Genomic DNA, 21,740 nt, shown 5'->3' with positions numbered 1-21,740 from the left:
GCCCTTCGGCATGGCCGTCATCCACCACACCACCCTCAAGCCGACCAAGCTGGAACTGCTCACGTCCTGGCTGCCCTCCCGCCCGTGGTACGGCGGCGGGGCGGGCCGACCGGAGTTGACCAAGGCCGGCGGCTTCCGGCTGGACGATCCGCAGGGCGCGGTCGGGATCGAGTTCATGGCGGTCACCGACACCTCCGGCAGCCACCCGGCCGGTTACCTGGTGCCGCTCACCTATCGCGGCGCCCCGCTCGACGGGGCGGAGCACGCCCTCGTCGGCACCATGGAGCACGGGGTGCTGGGGCGGCGCTGGGCCTACGACGGCTGCCACGACCCGGTGCTGGTCGCCCAGTTGTCGGCGCTGTTCGAAGGCCGGGTCCAGGCCCAGGACCAGAACACCACCGACGCCCCCGACCGGGAGGTCACCCACTCCTACACCGGTGCAGCCCCTCTCCCCACGGACTTCGGCGGCACGGTCACCGACGACCGAGAGGGCACCGAGCTGGCTGCGCCGCAGGGCATCACCCTCCGCTTGCACCGCGTCCTGCGCCCTGTCCCGGACGGCCGGTCCCTCCCTCCGCAGGGCACGACCGGGCATCTCGCCGGCGCCTGGCGCCTACCGGACGGCACCCGCGCCCGAGGGCTCTTCGCCACCTTGCACACCAGCCATCCCGCCTAGGGCTGCCCCGGCGGCCAGATGCTCATCGCCGCAGGAGGTCGAACGGAACGTCCCGCCACAGTGCGCGTAGGGCGCAGGCGGTGTCGTCGTTCGTGTGGTCTTCCGGGACGGACCAGAGCCTCACCGTCGTGGCGGCGTCGGTGACCGGGGGCCAGCCCGGGTCTCCGCAGGCGGCGAAGTCGGCCCATGCGCGCAGCATGCGGCGGGACAGGGCACGGTCCTGTTCGTCGGGGGCGGCGCCGATGAGGAAGGCGGCGCCGTCGGCGTCCAGGTTGCCGAAGGCGAAGGGGATGTCGGCGGTGTGCCAGGGTCGGGTCTCGCCGCTCGGGGTGGGGCGTCTGCGGGCGAAGCGCGACAGGTGCGCCCGGCCGCCGGCCCGCACGTGATGCTCGGCGAGCCGGGTGCTGTACTCGCCGAACGTCGCGTCGCCGAACAGTGCGAGGTAGCGGTCGAGGACCGGGGCGTCGGGCAGCAGCGCACGGTAGCCGGGGACCAGGGACTCCGGGAGGCGGAGAGCCCTGGCGAAGTCGGCGAGTTCCGACTCCGAGGTGACCTCCCGTACTCCTCCGACCTCGTGCAGGAACCAGTACTCCTCCAGGGTGTGGCACACCAGGAGGTCCACGTCACGGGAGACGCCGGAACCCAGCGCGGAGAGCGGGTCGACGGGCAGTACGTCGCCGTCGACGACAGGCTGGAAGAGCACCGGGTCGTAGGCCTGGACCGCCGTGACGGGATCGTCCCCGCACTGCGCGGCGACGTTGTCGGAGGCGGCCAGCAGCCGCTGCGGCGAGACGGAGCGCAGTCCGTCGCCCGTCGGGGCGACCGCGGCCTCGGAGGCGATCCTCGAGGTGATCGCGGCGGCGACCTCGACGGTGAAGAAGGCGTTGGGCACGCTGTGGACGATGGCCCTTCGGAACAGGCCACGGGCCTCTTCCATCGCCATCAGGCAGGCGATCGATCCCGCTCCCGCGGAGTGCCCGGCGACGGTGACCCGGTCGGGGTCGCCGCCGAACTCGGCGATGTTGTCCCGGACCCAGGCCAGCGCGGCCGTCTGATCGAGCAGTCCTCGGTTGTCGGGGAAGCCCGGCACATGGCCGAACCCCTCGAAGCCGACCCGGTAGTTGCAGCTGACCACGACCACTCCGGCACGGGCGAGCGCGGTGCCGTCGAAGTCGGGCTGGGCGGAGGAGCCGAAGGTGTAGGCCCCGCCGTGGATCCAGAACAGCACGGGCAGCGGGCCGCCGTCCGGCGGGGGCCGCGTCCACACATTGACGGTGAGGACGTCCTCGTCGCCGGGGCGCCACACCGGTGACCCGGGCAGCTCGACCGACTGCGGCGCGATGGGTCCGAAGTCGCCGCAGTCCCGCGGCGTGCTCCAGCCGACGACGGGCTGCGGCCCACGGAAACGGTGGCGGCCGAAGGGCGCGGCGGCATACGGGATGCCGAGGACGACCGTGCCGCCGTCCGGTGAACGCCTGCCGCGCACACGGCCGTTCGTCGTCCGGAATTCCGTCCCTGCCGGTGTGTTGTCCCCCATGCGCCACCAGCCTCTCACGGGGAGGCGGTGGCCCACCCGGAATGATCCGTGGTCACGGACCGGCTCGGCGCGGCGCGGCCGCTGACCTGTTGCCTCGGCTCTCGGCGATCACTAGAGTCGGCCGGGTGACTGCCGGGTCGGCCATGGGCCATGCACGAGTGAGGTTCCCGGCCTCGGCGTGAGCGCGAGGCGGGCAAGAGCCCCGCCGCCTTTTCCGAGTCCTTCTGCCCGGCGCCCGTCTGCGGCGCTGCTTCCAGCGGATCCCAAGACCCGGAGACACATCACACATGTCGAACGAACAGCAGTACCCGCACGCATCCGAGCTGCCGACGGCCTCCGTGCAGTTGAACCACACCGCCGTGTACGCCAGGGACCGGCAGCTCTCGGCCGAATTCCTGGCCGTGGTCCTGGGGTTGAAGGTCGGCGCTCCCTTCGGGCCGTTCCTCCCTGTCGATCTCGGCAACGGTGTGACACTCGACTACTACGAGAAGCGCGACGAGTCGATCCAGTCGCAGCACTACGCGTTTCTCGTGCCCGACGAGCAGTTCGACAGCATGATCGCCCGCCTGGAGGCGGTCGGGGTCACCTACTACGCCGACCCCAGCCACACCGAACCCGGGCGGATCAACCGTCTGTTCGGCGGTCGCGGCGCGTACTTCGCCGACCCGGACGGCCACAACCTGGAGATCATGACCCGGCCTTACCTCCGCCCCCGCGATGTACGGATCTGATCAAGAAACCGCAGCTCGTTCGTGACTTTGTGCGCGTTCGGTTCCGGCGGCCACCAGGCAGGCCGAAGTGCCGTCTAGATCAGCGAAATGTCCATTGGACGAGCCGCTGTCACGTGACGCCACCCGGCCCGTCCTGTCCCGAAACGGTGTCCCGCATTGAACGTTCGAGTCTTGCTCACCCGCCGGTCTCTCGCCGCCGGCACGGCATTCGCCGGTGTCGCCGCCGCTGTGCTGGTCGGCCAGGGCGGGCTGCACACGGTGGTCGGGTGCGGGATCGCCAACGACGCCACGCCGTCCCTGACCGCCGAGGACTGGGTGGCCAACGCGGACCATGCCGTCGTGGCTACGCCGACACGTGAGCAGGACACCGACCGCCGCGACTTCCGGACGGGACCGGTCCGGTACCGGACCGACCGCACGGTGACGCTCCGCACGGACAGCGTGCTGTGGTCCGCCGACTCCCCGAGACGTGCGTTGGGCGAGAACTTCGACATGGCGGCAGCCGGTTGGAACGTCTACCGGAACAGCGGCACACGCATCAAGCGCACGACCGCCGAGGCGCCGCGCCTGGAACCCGGCCACACCTACCTCCTCGCCCTGCGCTGGACCGATGAGGGTTGGACCGTCCTGGGCGAAGGCGCTGCGGTGCCCTTCGACGACCACACCGTCGGCCAGGGCGAATGGTGCGGACGCACCCTCTCGAAGGAGGACGTGGCTCTGGGCGAGGTCTTCTCCCGCTCCGACGACCACAGCCTGGAAAAGACCGTGCACGGCCAGGACGAGGCGGCGGTGACCCGCGAACTGCGGCGCGCCCTCGACGCGTAGTGCGCTCGAGTCCGCCGCGGCCGGCGAGAGCGCCGGCAGCCCGCTCACTACGCGGTGCTCGTACGACGATGATCTGCCACGCCGGTCGCTGCGGCCCGCGCCGCCTCGACCCTCCCCAGCACCTCCGCGCTGTCGACGAACTGGTCCACGGCGCCGACCGTCGGCAGCGCCCGGACCGCCGGATCGCTGACGCGGTCGAGCAGCGCCGCCGCGAAGCGTCGGCACGTCGTCGTGGCCGGGTCGAGCGGATCGGTGAGTTCGCGCTGGTTGTGCAGGCCGGCGACAGCCTCGAACGCGGCCGTCAGATGCTGTTCACGGCTGTGCCGGTCCGTCGCGGCAAGGACTGCGGTGAGGGCCGGAGTGAGCTGCGGGCCCGCGGAGGTGCGGGCGAAGGCGCTGCCGAGCCACTGGTCGCCCGGCGGGTAGTGACGGTCCATCAGGAGGCACAGGCGCATCAGGTCGCGCACGAGACGGGCGGCGACGACGGCGGAGCCGAGTTCGTCGCCCGCCTCGCCGCAGCCGTCGACGAGGGCCTCTTCCTGGGCGATGCGCTGCCACTGGCAGGCCAGCACATACAGCCACAGGTCGCGCGGATACCAGCGCAGGGCGGCGCGCAGCGGGGCGAGTACACCCAGGCCGTCGTGGAAGACGGCGCCGGCGGTGACTCCGGCGAGGAACTGCGTGGGGGTGGCCAGCCAGTCCAGCGGGGTGATGTGCGACGAGGGGGCGAAGCCGAGCGTGGCCGTGAACCAGGAGGAGACATGGGTGACTTCGACCGTGCGGTGGACCGGTGCCTGAGTGAGGTGCGTCGGCCGGCCGTGGAAGGTCTTCGGGAGGTGCTCGGCGAGGTGGTGTCTGATGCGTCCCGCATGGCGGGAGACGTCCCCGGAGCGGAGGAAGAGCTGCAGGCGCGGGACGCGTTCGTGGTGCGCGGAGTGTGCGGTGTCCAGGCCGAGCACCTCGGAGCCGGAGCCCAGACGCGCGGCGGAATGAGGTATTCCGGGTGCGGCTTCCTCCAGTAGAGGGCGTATGAGCTCGGTGTAGAAACGGCGGGAGAGTTCTAAGCCAGGGATGAAGGGCGGCATATTCGTGATGCTCATGTGAAGGGCCTTGCCGATCCGGTGACGATCATGCGCCGGAATCCGGGCCCACGCGACAAAGTTTTCGGCCGCCGTCGCCGGCGGGCCTCCGGTGCACGGCCGCTCGGCCCCGCCGACGGGTCGCAGCCGTCGCCTGCGTACCGTGGGCGGTACGAGATGAAGGAGAGTTGGCGGAGTTGACCTTGGTGGATCTGTGGTGAACCGTACCCCCGTGCCCGGGTCGCGCCGTGTTCGGCGACGTCCGCCGGTCCCCGTACCGCGCGCCCAGGACAGCTACGGTCCGACATTCCGCGAGGTGCTGCCGGGCTTCCTCAAACTGGGCCTGGCCGTCGGTCTGTCGGTCGCGCTTCTCGCCTGGGCGCACCGGCTCGGCGTCCTCGGCCTGACTCCGGGACTGGCCGTGCTCGGTGCGGTCGCCGTGGTTCTCACCCGCTGGCGTCGTGCGGCGGTTCGCCGCCGCCGCGGCGTCTACACCGCCGCGGAGCTCGTACTCCTGGACGACGACCAGCTGATGGCGGCCGTCGAACGGATACTGCGGCGCGACGGCTGGGACGCCATCGCGATGCCGAGTCGGGGACGGCCGCGTCTGTACGCGCGCGACAGTGGCGGCCGACGGCTCGATGTCGTCCTCAGCCCGGCGGAGAACCCGGCGGACGACGAGGCCCGGACCCGTCTCCTTCCCACGGAAGAGTCCCCACAGCCTCCGGACGACGAGGCGATCCGCCTCCTCGTGACCAGGCCCTCGGCCGGCCGCACCGATGCCGCACGGCCGCCCCTCCCGAACCACGGCGTTCTGCTCGGCGGCCGTCACCTGCAGCGGTGGGCCGCCGGAACGCCGCTGGACGAGCTGGTCCTGCTGGAGAGGCGCGACAAACCGCAGGGATCCCGGCCGAGTTGAGTCATCGCGCCCGGGCACCCCGAATCTCCTCGCGGCGTGGTGGCTCGGGGGCTGGTCAGAGCTGGTCAGGGCTTGGCGGGTGATCCGTCGTGCACGACCGGCACCTCCCGGGCCGCGTCGAGTCGGGTGCGCAGGTGTGCCGCGTCCTGGCCGGGCGGCAGGCCGTAGGCGCGGCGGTACTCCCGGTTGAACTGGGTGGCGCTGACGTATCCGACCGCCTGCGCGGCCTGCACCGCCGTCACTTCGCCCGCGAACAGTCGCCGTCGTGCCTCCTGCAGCCGCAGGTGTTTCTGGAACTTCAGCGGGCTCATCCCGGTGGCCGCCTTGAAGTGCCGGTGGAGCGTGGCCGGGCTCATCCGGGCCACCTCGGCGATCTCGTCGATGCCGAGGGGCTCGGTGTAGTGGTCGCAGATCCAGCGGGCCGTGGTGCGGATCCGGGCGGCGGCGGAGTCGGACAGCGACCAGTGGCGCAGCACAGGTCCGAGGGGGCTGCGCAGCAGCCGGTAGAGGATCTCGCTCTCGATGCGGGGAGCCAGGGGCCCGATGTCCTCCGGGGTGTCGAGGAGCTGGATCCACCGGGTGACCGCGTCGACGAGTTCCGGGGCCATCGGCGCGGCGATCTCCGCGGTGGCGGGCTGTGGCGCCGGCGGGCCGGCTTCGTCCAGTTCCAGCTGCACGGCGGCGAGGGCCCGGTTGTCGAGCTGCATGACCGCGGCGCGGTAGGGCACCTTCTCGAAGGCGGCGGTGACCGGCAGGTCGAGGGTGACCAGGAGCATCTGGCCACGGGGGGTGGCCCAGCTGCGGTCTCCCGCCACGGTCCGCTTGGATCCGTCGGCGATGAAGCAGATCATCGGCTCGTACGTCACATGGATCGGCTCGATGAGCTCGTCGAGCGCGACCAGGGACAGCCTGGGCACGGCGGTCTCCGACCACGGTCCCTGGCAGTGCCGCTCGATGGCGTGGGCGAGGCGGTCCAGCATGAGTCACACCCTTCGGGCGTTCGCTTCCCTTGAGAGGATCAGGCAATCCTATGCGAGCAGCGCCCCATGACGTCCGGGCGCCGCGTTCCTAGCGTTGAGGTATGACACAGCACGACAGGACACTCCCCCACCGCAGGCTCGGCACCCAGGGTCTGGAGGTCGGCGCCGTCGGCCTGGGCACAATGGGCATGACCATGGCCTACGGCACCCCCGACGAGCAGGGCGGCCTCGACACCATCCGCCGCGCGTACGAGCTCGGCGTCACGTTCTTCGACACCGCCGAGCTCTACGGCATGGGCACGGGCAGCAACGAGCAGCTGCTGGGCCGGGCCGTGAAGGCCTTCCGCGACGACGTCGTCCTCGCCACCAAGTTCGGCTTCGACCTGAGCGATCCGAGCAATGTCGGGGCCCCGGACAGCCGTCCCGAGCGAATCCGCACGGTCGCCGAGAACAGCCTGCGCTACCTCGGCACCGATCACATCGACGTGCTCTACCAGCACCGGGTCGACCCGGACGTTCCCATCGAGGACGTGGCCGGCACGGTCGGCGAGCTGATCGCCGAAGGCAAGGTGCGGTACTTCGGGCTGAGCGAGGCCGGCCCCGACGTCATCCGGCGCGCCCACGCCGTACAGCCCGTGTCCGTGCTCCAGACCGAGTACTCGGTGTTCGAGCGGGCCGTGGAGGTCGACGTACTGCCGGTCGTCCGCGAGCTGGGCATCGGCTTCGTGCCGTACTCGCCGCTGGGCCGCGGCTTCCTCACCGCCGCCGTGAAACCGGCCGCCGAGTACGACGAGGGCGACATGCGCAGGTGGGACGAGCGCTGGCAGCCCGGGAACTACGAGAGGAACCTGGCCGCCGTCCGCGAGCTGACCGCCCTGGCGGAGGCCAAGGGCATCGCGGTCACCCAGCTGGCCCTTGCCTGGCTGCTGGCCCAGGGCGACGACATCGTGCCCATCCCGGGCACCCGCAGCCCCCGGCGCCTGGCGGAGAACGTCGCCGCCGCGCACGTCACCCTCACCGCCGAGGACCTCGCCCGCGTCCAGGAGCTCCTCCCCCACGGCGCGGCCGGCGCCCGCTACCCCGCGGCCTACATGCCCACCTGGTAACAGCCGCACCCCCACACCCCGAACGAACGCCGTGCCGGACACAGAACGCCCGGCACGGCGCGGGCGCGGGCGCGGCACAGCGTGACATCGCCTTGGACTGCAGGTCCAGAGCTGGACACTCTGTCCAGACCCGGTTATCGTTTCACCCCGTGAACACCCCGAACACCCCGAACACCCTGGCCGATCCCGACACGCCCTTCGCCGTCGTCGACGTGCACAGGGCCCTGCGGAACATCGACCGCCTCGCAGCCAGGGCGTCCGGGCTCGGCGTCGCCTTGCGCCCGCACGTCAAGACCGCCAAGAGCCTCGACGTCGCCGCCCTCATGAACGGCGGCACACCCGTCACCGTCTCCACCCTCGCCGAGGCCGAGGCGTTCGCCGACGGCGGCTACACCGACATCACCTACGCCGTCGGCATCGACCCGCACAAGCTGCCCCGCGTGATCGCGCTCCTGCGCCGTGGGGTCACCCTGCGCGTCCTGCTGGACAGCACCGAGCAGGCCACGTCCGTCGCCAAGGCCGCCCGCGAGGCCGGCCTCCGCATCCCCGCCCAGATCGAGATCGACTGCGACGGCCACCGCGGCGGCCTCAAGACCGACGCACCCGCGCTCGTCGACATCGGCCGGATCCTGCACGACGCCGACTGCCTGGACGGCGTCCTGACCCACGCGGGCGAGTCCTACTTCGCCTACACCCGCCAGGAGCAGCGGCTGGCCGCGGAGAACGAACGCGACACCGCCGTCACCGCCGCCGAGAAGCTGCGCGCGGCCGGGCTGCCGGTGCACACCGTCAGCGTCGGCTCCACCCCCACCGCCCACGCCGCCGAGGACCTCACCGGAGTCACCGAACTGCGCGCCGGCAACTACGTGTTCTTCGACCTGGTCATGGCCGGACTGGGCGTGTGCCGGCTCGACGATCTGGCCCTGTCGGTCGTCGTCACCGTCATCGGACACCGCCCCGAGTACGGCTGGATCCTGACTGACGGCGGCTGGATGGCCATGTCCCGCGACCGCGGCACCGCGAACCAGTCCCAGGACCAGGGCTACGGCCTGGTCGCCGACCTGTGGGGGAACCTCGTCCCGGGCCTGGTGATGAGCGCCGCGAGCCAGGAACACGGCACCCTCACGGCCCGCGACGGGGCCGTCCTGCCCGATCTGCCCATCGGCACGCGGCTGCGCATCCTGCCCAACCACGCCTGCGCGACCGCGGCCCAGCACCGCGGCTACCACGTCGTCGACAGCACACTGCCGACGACCGACGCACCCGCCGTCCAAGCAGTCTGGGACCGGGTCAGCGGCTGGTGACCGGCCTCGGCTACGGCGCGCCCGGAAGGCGTACCGACTGGGCGTGCCGGAACACGTCGCGTGGATCCCAGAACGCCTTGGCCCGCTGCAGCCGCGCGTAGTTGGCCCCGTAGTACAGGTGGTGCCAGGGCTGGCCGTCCTCCGGGTCGTTGAACGCGGGATCGCCCAGGTCGACGTCGGGGTAGTTGATGTAGCAGCCGTCGGTGTTGACGTCGGGCGACTCCGGGGTGGGCAGCACGGGCACGCCGCCGGTCTCCGCGTACATGTCCTGGTAGAGCTCCCGGATCCACTCCAGGTGCGGTGCGGCGATCTCGGGGTCGGCCAGGGCGTCCTGGTAGTCGAAGACCCCGTCGTGGTTGGCGTCGTCGTCCCAGCTCCAGTAGGTCTGATACTGGAGTTTGAGCACGGACGAGCGCTGCGGCACGGCGGTGGCGAACGGGTCGACGTCGTTGACCCGGCCCCCGTAGGAGTCGACCTGGACCAGGGCGTCCTCGTTCGAGTAGCCCGTGGTGAGGCGGTCGAAGAGCACGCCGAGCTGACGCTCGGTGAAGTTTCCCGTGTGATAGGCGGACTTGTACTTGCCGCACCGGCTCGGGCCGGAGCCGTTGAAGTTCTGGGTCGCCGTCAGCCAGGGCAGCCGGGTGGGGATGAACTGGTCGCTGAGCGGCGGTTGTTCGCCCATCGGCAGGTCGAACACGGCCTGCGGGTACTCGGGCTCGGGGGCGATCCAGTTCAGGAAGCAGTTGAGTCGCTCGATCGAGTCGTCCCGGGTGCCGTCGAGCTGGACGACCAGTCCGATCTTGCCCTTGGCGAGGTTCGTCAGCTTGAACAGCGTGAACAGATCGCTGTAGTCGAAGTCGCGCAGGCACCCGGGGCCGCCCTCCCCCGTGCGCTCGGCCACGAAGAACTCGCCGTAGCGGTGCACCAGGGACTTGAACTTGTCGGGGTCCCCGTCGGGCCCCGCGAAGAGGCTCCAGTCCCAGGCCACCGCCCTGGTCAGCACCTGGGAGGGCGGCTCGGGCAGGCCGCGGAACCAGTAGCGGGTGACGACGCCGAAGTTGCCGCCTCCGCCTCCGGTGTGCGCCCACCACAGGTCCTGGAGCGCCGGCTCCGGGGAGTCCTTGCGCGCCACGGTGACCTCGGCGTGCGTCCGGTCGCGTACCGTGACCACCTCCACGGCATACAGATAGTCGACCGTGAGCCCGTGCAGGCGGGAGAGCAGACCGAAGCCACCGCCCGAGATGTGGCCGCCCGCTCCGACGGAGTAGCACGAGCCGCCGGGCAGGGCGAGGCCGTAGCGCCGGTACAGCTGGGTGATGCTGTGCCAGTTGGTCGCGCCCGCCTCGACGCAGTACGCCTCCATCTCGGCGTCGTAGTGGACGCCGTCCATGGTGCTGACGTCGAGGATGACGGCGACGTCGTCGCCGCAGACGAAGTTCTCGTAGCAGTGCCCGCCGGAGCGGACCGTGATCCGGCGCGGCGGGGAGGCGCTGCCGGCCGTGCCGGGGAGGTAGGTGTTGAGCGCGGCGACCACATCGGCGGTGCTCGTGGCCACCACCACGTAGTCGGGGCTGGCGACCCACCGCTGGTTGAAGCCCCGGCGGAGCGCCTCGTAGCGGGGGTCGCCCGGACCGACCTCGGTCGGGCCCACGGGCGGGAGTTGACGGGGCGCGGCGGGCATGGCGATACCTCCACAGCAGACGACGGGGGCGGGCTACGAAACGCGGATCACGGAAGTCAGGTCACGAAAGGCTATTGACTCGTCACGTTCCGTGACTCCGCCGTTCGGGTGACGGCCGCGGGCGCAAGGAGCAGAGCACCGTGACACCCGCGCGCTCCCGCACGCCTGCCGAGAGTCCGACGGCGCGCTGCACCCAGACGTGCGAGCCCTCGCATGAACCCGTCGCCCCGCCGGTGTGCCGGGTCGGCCTTGCGCGGGCGCTCCGCGAGCATGACCCACGCGAACCTGCCCCGGCAAAGGTCTCGGGGGTCGCCGAGGAGAGGGAGCACCGTGAGCGTCAGCCGTCGGGCTGGTCGGCGGTGCACGGGCTGCCCTTCGCGCCGCGCTCCGGCGGTCACGACTACGCCGGCTACTCCACCACCCGCGGCCTGCTCATCAGCCTGCGTCGGATGAACGGCGTGACGGTCGACGACACCCGGCTGCTGCTCGGCGGCGGAGCGACCAACTCGGATGTGTACGCCGCCCGGGCCGCGAACCTCTACTTCCCGGGCGGACGCTGCCCCGGAGTGGGGGTCGCCGGGCTGACGCTCGGCGGCGGTCTGGGTTTCAACGACCGTAAGTGGGGCCTCACCTGCGACCGGCTCGCCGAGACCCGGGTGGTCCTCGCGGACGGCTCACTCGTGCGGGCGTCGGACACCGAGAACCCGGATCTGTTCTGGGCCTGCCGGGGCGGGGCAGGCGGCGACTTCGGCATCAACACCGGCTTCGTCTTCGACGCCACCTCGGTCGCCGATCAGGTGGCCACGGTCTTCGAGCTGTCCTTCGACCCGAGAACCGCGGTCCGTCTGATGGACATGCTCCAGGAGCTCCTGCGCTCCGACCGCGGCAACGACTTCGACATCCGGATCGGGTTCAAGAACCCCGGCGACGAAACCCCTGCCGTCATCGCCGTACTGGGCCAACGGCTGGGCACCCAGGACGAGTTGAACGCGCTGCTGGCCCCGGTGCTCGCACTCGGGCCGACCCGGCGGTTCATCGAGCAGCGCCACTTCTGGGACGCGCAGGAACGCCTCATGGAACAGCCCGGACCGGGCAGCGCCACCGCCTCCAAGTCCCTGGCGCCGAACCGGTGGTTGAGCCCGGGAACCGTCGAGTCCATCGTCGAATGGGTCCGCGCCTGGCGTCCCGGCACACCCGGGAACGCCGGCTACGTCACGCTGTTCGCGATGGGCGGCAGCAGTGGCGAGCCGACGGCGACCGACACGGCGTACCCGCACCGCGACGCCACGTTCGTCATCGACATCGGCACCCACTGGGACCCCGCCACCCCGCCCGAGGTCGTCCAGGACCTGCTCGCCCAGACCCGCGCCATGCACCGCACCCTGCGCCGCGACCTGAGGACCTCGGCGGCCTACGTCAACTTCCCCGACCCCGACCTGCGACAGTGGCAGACCGCGCACTACGGCCCGAACTACGACCGCCTGCTCGAGGTCAAGCACAGGTACGACCCCACCGGCCTGTTCCGCTACGACCAGGCGATCGGCGTCCAGCCCGTATGAAGGCCGCCCACTGCTCACCACTTCGCTCCGAACGGTTCCGTCCTTGCTGAAATGCAACAATGCATGCCTCATCCGTAGTATCACTACGAACGACAGGGCAGCAGTAACTGCTGGCGCGGGCTCCCGGCCCGTGGCCTGTTGGGGCCATGAAGGAGCGTGAAGATCATGTCTGAGACCACGATCGAACCAAACGGGGTGACCTCCCAGTACGCAGCTCAGGTGACCGGCGACCTGGAGCGCAACCTCAAGGAGCAGGAACTGCTCGCCGATGAAATCGCCGCACTGCAAGGGAAGTTGGCGGCCCTGGAGCAGGACCGCACCGTGCTGCTGAACGTCCGGCAGGCCCTCGGCGTCGAGCCCGCCCCGGCCACGGCGGTACCCGCACCCCGCGAGGAGGCGGCCCCGGCCCCCGTCGTCGACGCCCCCAAGAAGACGACGGCCAAGAAGTCCGCCCCGGCCGCCCGCAAGTCGGCCGGCAAGACGCGGACGCCCCGCACGGCGACCGCCGAGCCGGCTCAGCCCTCGCTGGTCTCCCTGGTCCGCGAGCACCTGGCCGGTCAGGACGAACCGCGCTCCGCGGCCGAAGTGGCCCAGGCGCTGGGGCAGCTGCATCCCGAGCGCGGCATCAAGACGACCGTCGTGCGGACCACCCTCGAAGGGCTGGTGGCCAAGACCCACGCCCAGCGCAGCAAGCAGGGCACGTCCGTGTTCTACACCTCCCCCGATGCCTCGTCGCGCGCTGACGAGCAGGACCAGGACCAGTCTGCTTGACCCCCGACACCCGAACTGCATGGAACGATCTGTTGCAGGAGTTCCGCCCGCCGCACTCCGACTCGGACCCCTACACACCGGCGATGTGGACCCTGCTACAGGCCGCAAGTCGACACCCGCTGCTGCGCACGATGCATCCCGGGCTGTCGACGACCATGCTCACCTTCTCCCGGACGGATGACTTCTCCGCACGTGAGGGCGAGCGTTTCCCCGTCATCGGCGCTGCCGCCGGAGAGTTCGGCGTGTGCGCCTATCCCGTCAGCGAGGACAACATCCTGCTCGTCACCGACGATGTCGAGGAGGCCGTCGCCTTGGCTGCCCGCCTCTTGGCCGAGCAACTCGGCTCCTCGACACCGTCCGAGAATTCGACCGACCGATGACAGCGCTGTTGCTGCCCACCTCCATGGACGGGGACGGTTGCGGTCGGCGGCCAGGTGCGGTCAGCTCGCCTCGGCGGTCGCGGCGACGCGGAAGCCCACGGTCGAGTAGCGGCCCGACGGGTCGCGGCCCTCGCCGCGGTAGAGGGCGGTGCAGCTGTTGAGGTTGGCGTACCAGGAGCCGCCGCGGATGGCGTTGACCTGCTGACCCATCTCACCGCCGTGGGTCGCGGTGATCACGGAGGTGGTCCACTCCCAGCAGTTGCCGCAGAGGTCCAGGACGCCGTCGGCACTGGCCCCGCCGGGGTAGGCGGTGACGGGGGTGGTGTAGCCGCCGGTGGCGGTCAGGGCGTCGTAGACGTCGGTGTAGATGAAGCCGGTGCGGCTCGCGGTGACGTTCCAGCCGGCCACGGTTCCGGTGCTGCCGATGGAGAGGATCTCGGAGAGGGGAAAGCTCCGGCCGTACAGGTCGGAGCCGGTGGCGGTGTAGGTGGCCAGGTCCGAACCGTGTTCGGCCAGTTCGTAGGCGGCACACACCGCCATGTAGTTGTAGTTGCTGGTCAGGACGAGGTCGGAGTAGGTGGTGCCGGCCTGGTCGCCCCAGGGGTAGGCGAGGGCGTCGGGGCCGGAGGCGGCGTTCTCCCACTCGGCCTCGGTCGGCAGGCGGAAACTCCAACCGGCCGCGTCCGCCTGGTCGTTGAGCCAGTCGCAGTACGCGGTGGCCGAGGCGAGGGAGATCGCCAGGACGGGGTGATCGGCCTTGCCCTCGGGGTAGGTGCCACCGTCCCAGTAGGCGGGGGTCTCACGGCCGGAGTCGGTGACGAAATCCAGGTACTGGGCGTTGGTGACCTCGCAGACGCCGAGCCAGTAGGCGGCGTCGATGGGCGAGGCCTCGCCCGAGCCCGCCGTTCCGGCGACGTCGGTGGCGAAGACGAAGGACGGGTCGGCGGCGATCTCGACCAGGTCCTGACCCGCCACCGCAGTCATGGTCGTGGTCGGTGCGGCGGCCCGGGCCGGCCTCACCAGGCCGGCCGTACCCGCCAGCGAGAGGAGGGCGAGGAGGGTCCTTCTGCTGATGCCTGGGGCGGTCGCGTTCATGACGGCTCCTGAGGATGAAGGCGTGGCGCTTATCTGCGCATGGCTGATACTCCATCAGCACCCGCCACCTGTCGACACTTTGACCACAAAGTCTCTCGATACTGAGCTGTGAGCATCACAGCGTCGACAGTTTGCAGTGCGACCCTCACTTCACCGGTTCACGCGCCCGACCCCTGGTGCAGACCGGCGGCCGCATCCGCCGCCTGCCGTGTGACATGGGCGGCCGCGCGAGCGGCCCGTCCGGTGACTCGCCAGGCGACCATGCGCAGGGCGGTGGCCGGGGCCGGAGGGAAGACGCCGAGCTGGCCCAGCATGGTGATGTCGTCGCGGACCGCCTCGTGCCCCACCACCTTGCCGTCGCGGAGATCGAGGACATGGATCTGCTCGAAGTCGATCTCACGCCCCGTAGGGGGGATCGCCTGGTCCAGGACGCCGTCGCGGAAGCGGACGAAGGGGCCGGTGTGACGGCCTTGCATGCGCAGCCGTATCCAGACCTGGTCGTCGTTGCCGGCCGTGGCGAGGTCGGGGAAGCGCAGGTCACTGAAGGCCGACCGCATCCACGCGCCCGAGGCGAGGACCCCTGCCGGTCCGGGCGTCGCGCACGCCAGGGGCGACACGGCGGCTTCGCGGTTGCGGAAGTCCTTGTGCACGACGTCGACGGCCAGTTCCGGATCCCCCGTTGCGAGGATCCGGAAGAGACCGCGAGCCAGGTCCGTGGCGTCCATTCCCATGTTTTTTTCCGTGCCTTCCATCGACTGGGCTGCTTGTGGTGTGCGCGCTGTGGAATTGAGGTTATAGGACGCCTAATGAATAGGGAAACGATGCCGTCATGTTGGCTACCATGACGGCATGCCCACCAAGCGCCCGTACGTCTCCCCCCTGCGTGAGCAGGCCGCAGCGCAGACGCGTGCGCTGATCCTGCGGCGGGCGGCCGAACTGTTCGCCGAGCGCGGCTACGGGCGGGTGACCGTGGCGGACATCGCCTCGGCGGCCGGCGTCGCGTCCAAGACCGTCTTCGCGAGCGTCGGGAGCAAGGGCGACATCCTGGACCAGATCGTCGACCTGGGCGTGGCGGACTCCGGCCATGAGCAGGCCATGCGGCACATACTCGCCTTGCGCACACCCGAGGCGGTTCTCGAGGCGCTGGCCCATGGCACGCGGATGGGCAACGAGGGCCAGTTCACGGTGCACGAGGCCATCCGCAAGGCGTTGCCGGTTCACGAGACCGGCGAGGCGCTGTGGGAGCGGGCCACCGCGGCGTATCGGGGCGCACTGCGTGCCACCGCCCACCACCTGCACACCCTGGCTCCGCCGCCCTCCTGTTCGGTGGCGGAGACGGCGGATCTGCTGTGGTTCTGGTTCGGCCCCAATGGCTGGCGGACGCTGGTGGTCGACAACGGCTGGTCATGGGACCGGGCCGAGAAGGTTCTCTACCGCCTCGCCGTCGCCGGTCTTCAGTGAGCCTCATCAGAAAGTGCGGACAGTGAGCACGTAAGTGGGCGTGCGGACGGCCCGAGGGAGTCACCTTCGAGCGGCTTCTCGCTTGCGCCGATCATCCGCCGCCGCGCACCCCGAGCACCCGCTAGCTTCCTGCTCTCGATCCGTTCGACGCGCCGACTGCGCCGGACGGGACGGGCGTTGCGCCGGAAGCACCGCGAACACCGCGCGCGTACGCCCGTGTTCATCGCGGCCCGCGCCCCGGGCCCTTCGGAGGGGGAAGCATCCATGTCCCGTATCGCCGCCGCAGTCTCCCGCGTCTCCCGGCGCAGGCATCGGACGAGTGTCTGGGCGGGAGCGGCCACCGCGGCCGTCGCAGCGGTCGCCACGACGCTCGCGGTGGCTCCGCCGGCCGCGGCCGCCACGTACCGGTACGACTGTCGTCGGCTGTCCGGAACCGGTTCCTACAGCAGTCCGCTGAACCTCGGCAATGTCACGGGCCGGACCGTGGTGGCCGTGAACTGTCCGCCGCTGACGTCCGGGGCGGGGTACGCGAACCGCTACTTCGGCTTCACCCTCACCCGGCCCGCCCGGGTGCCGTCGTACGCGGGCGCGTCCTTCGTCCTGAACCAGGTCCAGAAGTCCGCCGTCAACCCCTCGTTGAGCTCGGGTCCGTACACGATCATGCATACCGGCGCGGGGCTGTGGACATACGACCGCAACGGCGCGTTCAACGGGCGCTACCTGCCGCTGGCACCGCTGCCCGGCGGACGTGGGGTGCTCGCGGCGGGCACCTACCGGCTCAACCTGCAGAAGCTCGACTCGCCGCTGCGCTCGTTGAGCACCCCTTGGTTCGACGTCGTGGTCTCGACGCCCTGACCCCGGGCTGACCGGCCGAGGCCGGTCCAGGTCCGAACCAACCGTGCCGCCAAGGCACTTGGACACCTCGGCGTCACCCGGAATTCCTGATTCAGTGTTTCCGGAGGGGATGCAAGCGCGTTCTATGTAGCTAGATTTTGGCATGCATGCAACACGCCCACCCCCGCATCCCCTCTGGAGACACTCCCCCATGCGCAGACTCCTTGCCTGTCTGGCGACCGCCGCCGCGGCCCTCGGCGGGCTCACGGCAGCCGCTGCTCCGGCCGCGGCCGCCACCTCAGGCAGCTTCAGCGTGCTCACCTACAACGTCGCCGGACTCCCCGAGGCAATCTCCAGCGCCTCCACCCCGCGTGACACGAGCACCACCGAGATCGGCCGGCGCATCGCCCCCTACGACATCGTCAACGTCCAGGAGGACTTCAACTACCACGCCTACCTCTACTCCACGGACACCCACCCCTACCGCACCGCGACCAGCGGGGGCGCGGGCATCGGCAGCGGGCTGAACACCGTCTCCGACTATGCGTGGGACGGCGACGACTTCGAGCGCTCCGGCTGGAACGACTGCCAGCTCGACTCCGGCGACTGCCTCACCCCCAAGGGCTTCACGTTCATGCGTGAGCGCCTCGCCGAGGGCGTCTACGTGGACTTCTACAACCTGCACACCAACGCGGGCACCAGTGACGGCGACCTCGCGGCGCGCGCGGCCAACCTCGCCCAGCTCACCTCCTTCATCTCCACCCACTCGGCCGGCAACGCCGTCGTGGTGATGGGCGACACCAACACCCGCTACACCCGCTCCGGTGACACCATCGCCGAGTTCGCCGCGGCCAACGGACTCACCGACGCCTGGGTCAAGCTCATCCGCGGCGGCGTGGCCCCCGCCAAGGGCAGCGACGCACTGGTCTGCGACCAGACCGGGGCCACTGTGCCCAACACCTGCGAGGTGGTCGACAAGGTCCTCTACCGCGGCAGCAAGCTGGTCACGCTCAACGCGAACTCGTACAACAACGAGCACGCCGCCTTCCTCACCAGCGACGGCAAGATGCTCTCCGACCACGACCCGATCTCGGTCGGCTTCAGCTGGTCGCAGAACGCGGACTTCCAGCTCAGCGAGCAGTTCGGCGGCCCGCACGGCGACTACTACCAGGACATCGACAGCGTCCCGGCCGCCGCCCGCGCCACCAAGATCTCCCTGAACGCCGGATCCCGCGTCGACCAGGTCGGCATCACGCTGAGCAACGGCACCACCCTCACCCACGGCGGCACCGGCGGCACCGCGTCCTCCCGGACGCTGGGCAGCTCCGAGTACGTGACGACCGCGTACCTGTGCCAGGGCGTGAAGGACGGGCACACCCGGATCTTCTACGCCAAGTTCACCACCAACCTGGGCAACACCCTGGCCGGTGGCACGACCACCTCCGACTGCACGACGCGCACCGCTCCCTCGGGCTGGCAGATCGCCGGCTTCCACGGCCGCGCGGGCGACGAGCTCGACAAGGTCGGCTTCATCTACACCAAGCGCTGATCACCTGCCCGCCCCGGCCCGCTGTCGACGACCGCCCCGTCGACGGCGGGCCGACCGCATACTGGCGACATGCATCTCGGGGTGGTGGCAGGGATCCTCTACTGCGTGCAGTTCAGCAGGGAGCTGGACGACGACGAGGTCGCGCGCATCACGCGCATGACCTTCGAGCAGCCGCTCTACGGTCTCACCACCGAGGAGCAGTACGAGGGGATCGAGGCGGCCCTCGCCGTCGACGACTGGCAGGACGCGCTGTCCTGGCAACCGCACACGGAGCCGGTGGTCCGGGACTTCCTGCGGCGCGTGCTGGAGCGTCTGGACGCCCAACGGCCGTGGCCGGAGCCCCCGTTCCGCAATCTCGGCTACTCCCGCTGGCAGGAGTTCCGCCAGGGGACGCCCCTCGCCCGGCTGCGGCTGTACGCCCCCGCGCAGGATCCGATGCACGTACGGCTGCGCACCGTCCCGGGCGACGAGGACCGGCTGCGGGGAGTCGTCCTGCGCCTGCGGTCAGGCGACGAAGTCGCCCTGGTGGCCTCGCCGGCGCCGGACGGCGAGGAGGCCGTGCTGATGGCCGTGCCGCCGCACCGGTCCGCGGCGGAGATCGTCGAGGCGTTCGTGAGCTGCACGGGGTACGCGCGCGAACGGGTGTCTGCGGCGCACGGGTGACCCGTCAGTGGGACTCCCGGCTCACCTCCGAGCCGCTGGAGCCGATGAGGAAGTCCAGGTCGGCGCCGGTGTCGGCCTGTTGGACGTGGTCGACGTAGAGGCGTTCCCAGCCGCGTCGGGGGTTGGCGTAGCCGGTGACGGTGGCCGCGTCGGGGCTTCTGCGGGCGAGTTCGTCGTCGGGTACGTCGAGGTCGATGCGGCGGGCGTCGACGTCGAGGGTGATCCAGTCCCCGGTGCGGGCCAGCGCGAGGGGGCCGCCCGCCGCCGCCTCCGGGGCCACGTGCAGGACGACGGTGCCGTAGGCGGTGCCGCTCATCCGGCCGTCGCAGACCCGGACCATGTCGCGGACGCCCTGTTCGAGCAGTTTCCTCGGCAGCGGCATGTTCGAGACCTCGGGCATGCCCGGGTAGCCCTTGGGGCCGCAGCCGCGCAGGACGAGGACGGAGTCGGCGTCGACGTCGAGATCGGGGTCGTCGATGCGGGCGTGGAAGTCCTCGACGGAGTCGAAGACGACCGCCCGGCCGCGGTGGCGCAGCAGATGCGGGGAGGCCGCGGCCGGTTTGACGAGCGCGCCGTCGGGGGCGAGGTTGCCGCGCAGGACGGCGATGCCGCCCTCGGCGACCAGCGGCTTCGCGCGGGTGCGGATGACGTCGTGGTCCCAGATCGGGGCGTCGTCGAGGGAGTCGACCAGGGGGCTGCCGGTGACGGTCAGCGCGTCGGGGTCGAGCAGGTCGCGTACCTCGCGCAGCACGGCGAGCAGACCGCCCGCGCGGTGGAGGTCCTCCATGAGGAAGCGGCCGGCGGGCTGGAGATCGACGAGCACCGGGACGCGGGAGCCGATGCGGTCGAAGTCGTCCAGCGACAGGTCGACGCCCAACCGGCCCGCGATCGCCAGGAGATGGACGACCGCGTTGGTCGAGCCGCCGATCGCGGCCAGCGCCACGATCGCGTTGTGGAAGGACGCTTTGGTGAGGAAGGCGCCCGGTCGGCGGTCGGCGGCGACCATGTCCAGCACCAGCCGGCCGGTGTCGTGCGCGGCCGCGAGCAGCCGGCTGTCCGGGGCGGGGGTCCCGGCCACCCCGGGCACCACCGTGCCCAGCGCCTCCGCCACCAGCGCCATCGTCGAAGCGGTGCCCATCGTGTTGCAGTGCCCGCGGCTGCGGATCATCGCCGACTCGGAGCGGACGAACTGCTCCTGGGACAGCGTGCCGGCCCGGACCTCCTCCGACAGCCGCCACACGTCCGTGCCGCAGCCCAGCGGCGTGCCGCGGAAGGTCCCGGTCAGCATCGGGCCGCCGGGCACCACGACCGCGGGCAGATCCACCGAGGCGGCGGCCATCAGCAGGGCGGGGATCGTCTTGTCGCAGCCGCCCAACAGGACGACGCCGTCGATGGGGTTGGCCCGCAGCATCTCCTCCGTGGCCATCGCGGCCATGTTGCGCCAGAGCATGGCCGTGGGCCGCACGTTCGTCTCGCCCAGCGACACCACGGGCAGGTCCAGCGGGATGCCGCCCGCCTCGTACACGCCGTTGCGCACCGAGGCCGCGACCTCGTTCAGGTGCGCGTTGCAGGGGGTGAGGTCCGAGGCGGTGTTGGCGATGGCGATCTGCGGCCGGCCCGTGAACGCGTCGTCCGGCACTCCGCGGCGCATCCACGCCCGGTGGATGTAGGCGTTGCGGTCCTGACCGGCGTACCACTGCGCGCTCCGGAGCCTGACCATGGAACCTCTTCCAATAATCGGTACGGCTGTCTAAAGTTCGGAACGCGATGGAGCATACGCAGACGTACGACGGATCGACAGACCCCGACAGCGGACGGCTGGTGGGCTCCGACAGGGTGCTCGCGGTCCTCAAGGAACTCGCGCGGCACCCCGACGGTGTGGGCCTGGACGAGCTGACCCGGGCGATCGGCAGCCCGAAGCCGACGGTGCACCGGGCCCTCGGCGCGCTGCGCCGGGCCGGTCTCGCCGACCAGGACGCCCGCGGCCGCTATGCGCTCGGGGACGAATTCCTGCGCATGGCCTTCGCCCACCACGAGGCCCGGCCCGAGCACGTCCGCGTCCGCCCCGTGCTGGAGGCGCTGGCGCACCGGTTCGGCGAGACGGCGCACTATGCGGTCCTGGACGGCCGTGAGGTCGTCTACCGCGCCAAGGTCGACCCGCCCAGCGGAACCGTCCGGCTCACCTCGACCGTCGGCGGCCGCAACCCCGCACACACCACCGCGGTCGGAAAGCTGCTGCTCGCCCGGCAGTTGGGCACCCTGGACGAGGTCGAGGTCGAGGCGTGGATCGGCGACTCGCTCCTGGAGCGGCGCACGCCGAGGACCCTGTGCACGGCGACCGTCCTGCACCGCGAGCTGCGCGCCACCCGTGAGCGGGGCTACGGCCTCGACGACCAGGAGAACGAGATCGGCGTCAACTGCCTCGCCCTGCCGGTGTATCTCACCTCGCCGACGACCCCGTCCGGAGCCGTGAGCATCAGCGCCCTCGTCTACCGGACGCCGCTGACCGCCCTCGTCGACGCGCTCGACGAGATCCGCTCCCTTCTCGGCCCCCTCGCCGAGCCGCACTCCTGAAGCCCCGTCCCTCATC

Annotated in this window: 21 protein-coding genes; 14 read left to right on the top strand and 7 right to left on the bottom strand. The window is 70.9% G+C overall.

From position 1 onward, the window contains the following. Positions 1-10: 10 nt before the first annotated feature. Positions 11-676: a 1,4-alpha-glucan branching protein gene (locus ABZ725_RS07440; RefSeq protein WP_358801782.1), complete on the top strand. Its 666-nt coding sequence runs from the start codon at positions 11-13 to the stop codon at positions 674-676. Positions 677-698: 22 nt separating this feature from the next. Here ABZ725_RS07440 and ABZ725_RS07435 read toward each other — a convergent pair whose 3' ends face one another. After that, entirely contained in the window at positions 699-2,213 is a 1,515-nt protein-coding gene (locus tag ABZ725_RS07435; protein ID WP_358801781.1) for a carboxylesterase family protein, read from the bottom strand. A 287-nt stretch (positions 2,214-2,500) separates the two neighbouring features. Here ABZ725_RS07435 and ABZ725_RS07430 point away from each other — a divergent pair, with 287 nt between their 5' ends. Continuing rightward, complete coding sequence (locus ABZ725_RS07430) at positions 2,501-2,944, top strand: VOC family protein (RefSeq protein ID WP_358801780.1); 444 nt, start codon at positions 2,501-2,503, stop codon at positions 2,942-2,944. Between the two features lie 156 nt (positions 2,945-3,100). Further along, the gene (locus ABZ725_RS07425) at positions 3,101-3,769 is read left to right on the top strand and encodes a hypothetical protein (RefSeq protein WP_358801779.1); all 669 of its coding nucleotides are present in this window, start codon (positions 3,101-3,103) and stop codon (positions 3,767-3,769) included. 47 nt (positions 3,770-3,816) lie between these two features. Here ABZ725_RS07425 and ABZ725_RS07420 read toward each other — a convergent pair whose 3' ends face one another. Then, positions 3,817-4,869, bottom strand: a complete 1,053-nt coding sequence (locus ABZ725_RS07420; protein ID WP_358801778.1) for a DUF4037 domain-containing protein — start codon at positions 4,867-4,869, stop codon at positions 3,817-3,819. Between the two features lie 196 nt (positions 4,870-5,065). Here ABZ725_RS07420 and ABZ725_RS07415 point away from each other — a divergent pair, with 196 nt between their 5' ends. Further along, the gene (locus ABZ725_RS07415; RefSeq protein ID WP_358801777.1) at positions 5,066-5,767 is read left to right on the top strand and encodes a hypothetical protein; all 702 of its coding nucleotides are present in this window, start codon (positions 5,066-5,068) and stop codon (positions 5,765-5,767) included. Positions 5,768-5,832: 65 nt separating this feature from the next. Here the strand turns inward: ABZ725_RS07415 and ABZ725_RS07410 are convergent, their stop codons facing one another. Then, on the bottom strand, positions 5,833-6,747 hold the full coding sequence (locus tag ABZ725_RS07410) for an AraC family transcriptional regulator (RefSeq protein WP_358801776.1): 915 nt from the start codon (positions 6,745-6,747) through the stop codon (positions 5,833-5,835). A 101-nt stretch (positions 6,748-6,848) separates the two neighbouring features. Here ABZ725_RS07410 and ABZ725_RS07405 point away from each other — a divergent pair, with 101 nt between their 5' ends. Together ABZ725_RS07405 and ABZ725_RS07400 are read left to right on the top strand one after the other, a co-directional pair. Further along, positions 6,849-7,853, top strand: a complete 1,005-nt coding sequence (locus ABZ725_RS07405; RefSeq protein ID WP_358801775.1) for an aldo/keto reductase — start codon at positions 6,849-6,851, stop codon at positions 7,851-7,853. Positions 7,854-8,002: 149 nt separating this feature from the next. Beyond that, positions 8,003-9,157: a DSD1 family PLP-dependent enzyme gene (locus tag ABZ725_RS07400; protein WP_358801774.1), complete on the top strand. Its 1,155-nt coding sequence runs from the start codon at positions 8,003-8,005 to the stop codon at positions 9,155-9,157. A 10-nt stretch (positions 9,158-9,167) separates the two neighbouring features. On the opposite strand, the gene ABZ725_RS07395 is transcribed toward ABZ725_RS07400, so the two are convergent. Then, the gene (locus tag ABZ725_RS07395) at positions 9,168-10,838 is read right to left on the bottom strand and encodes a BBE domain-containing protein (protein WP_358801773.1); all 1,671 of its coding nucleotides are present in this window, start codon (positions 10,836-10,838) and stop codon (positions 9,168-9,170) included. Positions 10,839-10,978: 140 nt separating this feature from the next. On the opposite strand from ABZ725_RS07395, the gene ABZ725_RS07390 reads away from it, so the two are divergent. The 3 genes from ABZ725_RS07390 (at position 10,979) to ABZ725_RS07380 (ending at position 13,548) form a co-directional block, all read left to right on the top strand. After that, positions 10,979-12,397 (top strand): FAD-dependent oxidoreductase, encoded by a 1,419-nt coding sequence (locus ABZ725_RS07390; RefSeq protein WP_358801772.1) that lies wholly within the window; start codon positions 10,979-10,981, stop codon positions 12,395-12,397. Between the two features lie 165 nt (positions 12,398-12,562). Beyond that, positions 12,563-13,168: a hypothetical protein gene (locus tag ABZ725_RS07385; RefSeq protein WP_358801771.1), complete on the top strand. Its 606-nt coding sequence runs from the start codon at positions 12,563-12,565 to the stop codon at positions 13,166-13,168. Next, positions 13,165-13,548 carry a DUF6193 family natural product biosynthesis protein gene (locus tag ABZ725_RS07380; RefSeq protein WP_358801770.1) on the top strand — a complete coding sequence of 128 codons (384 nt, stop codon included), beginning with the start codon at positions 13,165-13,167 and terminating at the stop codon, positions 13,546-13,548. Before ABZ725_RS07385 ends, ABZ725_RS07380 begins: the two co-directional genes overlap by 4 nt. 60 nt (positions 13,549-13,608) lie before the next feature. Here the strand turns inward: ABZ725_RS07380 and ABZ725_RS07375 are convergent, their stop codons facing one another. Together ABZ725_RS07375 and ABZ725_RS07370 are read right to left on the bottom strand one after the other, a co-directional pair. Further along, positions 13,609-14,643 carry an SUMF1/EgtB/PvdO family nonheme iron enzyme gene (locus tag ABZ725_RS07375; RefSeq protein ID WP_358801769.1) on the bottom strand — a complete coding sequence of 345 codons (1,035 nt, stop codon included), beginning with the start codon at positions 14,641-14,643 and terminating at the stop codon, positions 13,609-13,611. Between the two features lie 158 nt (positions 14,644-14,801). Next, positions 14,802-15,368, bottom strand: coding sequence for an ester cyclase (locus tag ABZ725_RS07370; protein ID WP_358801768.1), 567 nt, complete (start codon positions 15,366-15,368; stop codon positions 14,802-14,804). A gap of 124 nt (positions 15,369-15,492) precedes the next feature. Here ABZ725_RS07370 and ABZ725_RS07365 point away from each other — a divergent pair, with 124 nt between their 5' ends. The 4 genes from ABZ725_RS07365 (at position 15,493) to ABZ725_RS07350 (ending at position 19,150) form a co-directional block, all read left to right on the top strand. Continuing rightward, a complete protein-coding gene (locus ABZ725_RS07365; RefSeq protein WP_358801767.1) occupies positions 15,493-16,104 on the top strand; it encodes a helix-turn-helix domain-containing protein in 612 nt (203 codons plus the stop codon). 264 nt (positions 16,105-16,368) lie between these two features. After that, positions 16,369-16,959 (top strand): hypothetical protein, encoded by a 591-nt coding sequence (locus ABZ725_RS07360; RefSeq protein ID WP_358801766.1) that lies wholly within the window; start codon positions 16,369-16,371, stop codon positions 16,957-16,959. 190 nt (positions 16,960-17,149) lie between these two features. Next, entirely contained in the window at positions 17,150-18,487 is a 1,338-nt protein-coding gene (locus ABZ725_RS07355; RefSeq protein ID WP_358801765.1) for a jacalin-like lectin, read from the top strand. A 69-nt stretch (positions 18,488-18,556) separates the two neighbouring features. Beyond that, entirely contained in the window at positions 18,557-19,150 is a 594-nt protein-coding gene (locus tag ABZ725_RS07350; RefSeq protein ID WP_358801764.1) for a hypothetical protein, read from the top strand. Positions 19,151-19,154: 4 nt separating this feature from the next. Here the strand turns inward: ABZ725_RS07350 and ABZ725_RS07345 are convergent, their stop codons facing one another. Next, positions 19,155-20,870, bottom strand: a complete 1,716-nt coding sequence (locus ABZ725_RS07345) for an IlvD/Edd family dehydratase (RefSeq protein ID WP_358801763.1) — start codon at positions 20,868-20,870, stop codon at positions 19,155-19,157. 47 nt (positions 20,871-20,917) lie between these two features. Here ABZ725_RS07345 and ABZ725_RS07340 point away from each other — a divergent pair, with 47 nt between their 5' ends. After that, the gene (locus ABZ725_RS07340) at positions 20,918-21,724 is read left to right on the top strand and encodes an IclR family transcriptional regulator (protein WP_358801762.1); all 807 of its coding nucleotides are present in this window, start codon (positions 20,918-20,920) and stop codon (positions 21,722-21,724) included. The last annotated feature ends 16 nt before the right edge of the window (positions 21,725-21,740 follow it).

It is taken from the genome of Streptomyces sp. NPDC006872 (assembly GCF_040635845.1).
Classification (GTDB): Bacteria; Actinomycetota; Actinomycetes; order Streptomycetales; family Streptomycetaceae; genus Streptomyces.
The sequence above is the reverse complement of the archived record's forward strand: the minus strand, read 5'-3'. Positions and strand labels throughout refer to the sequence as shown.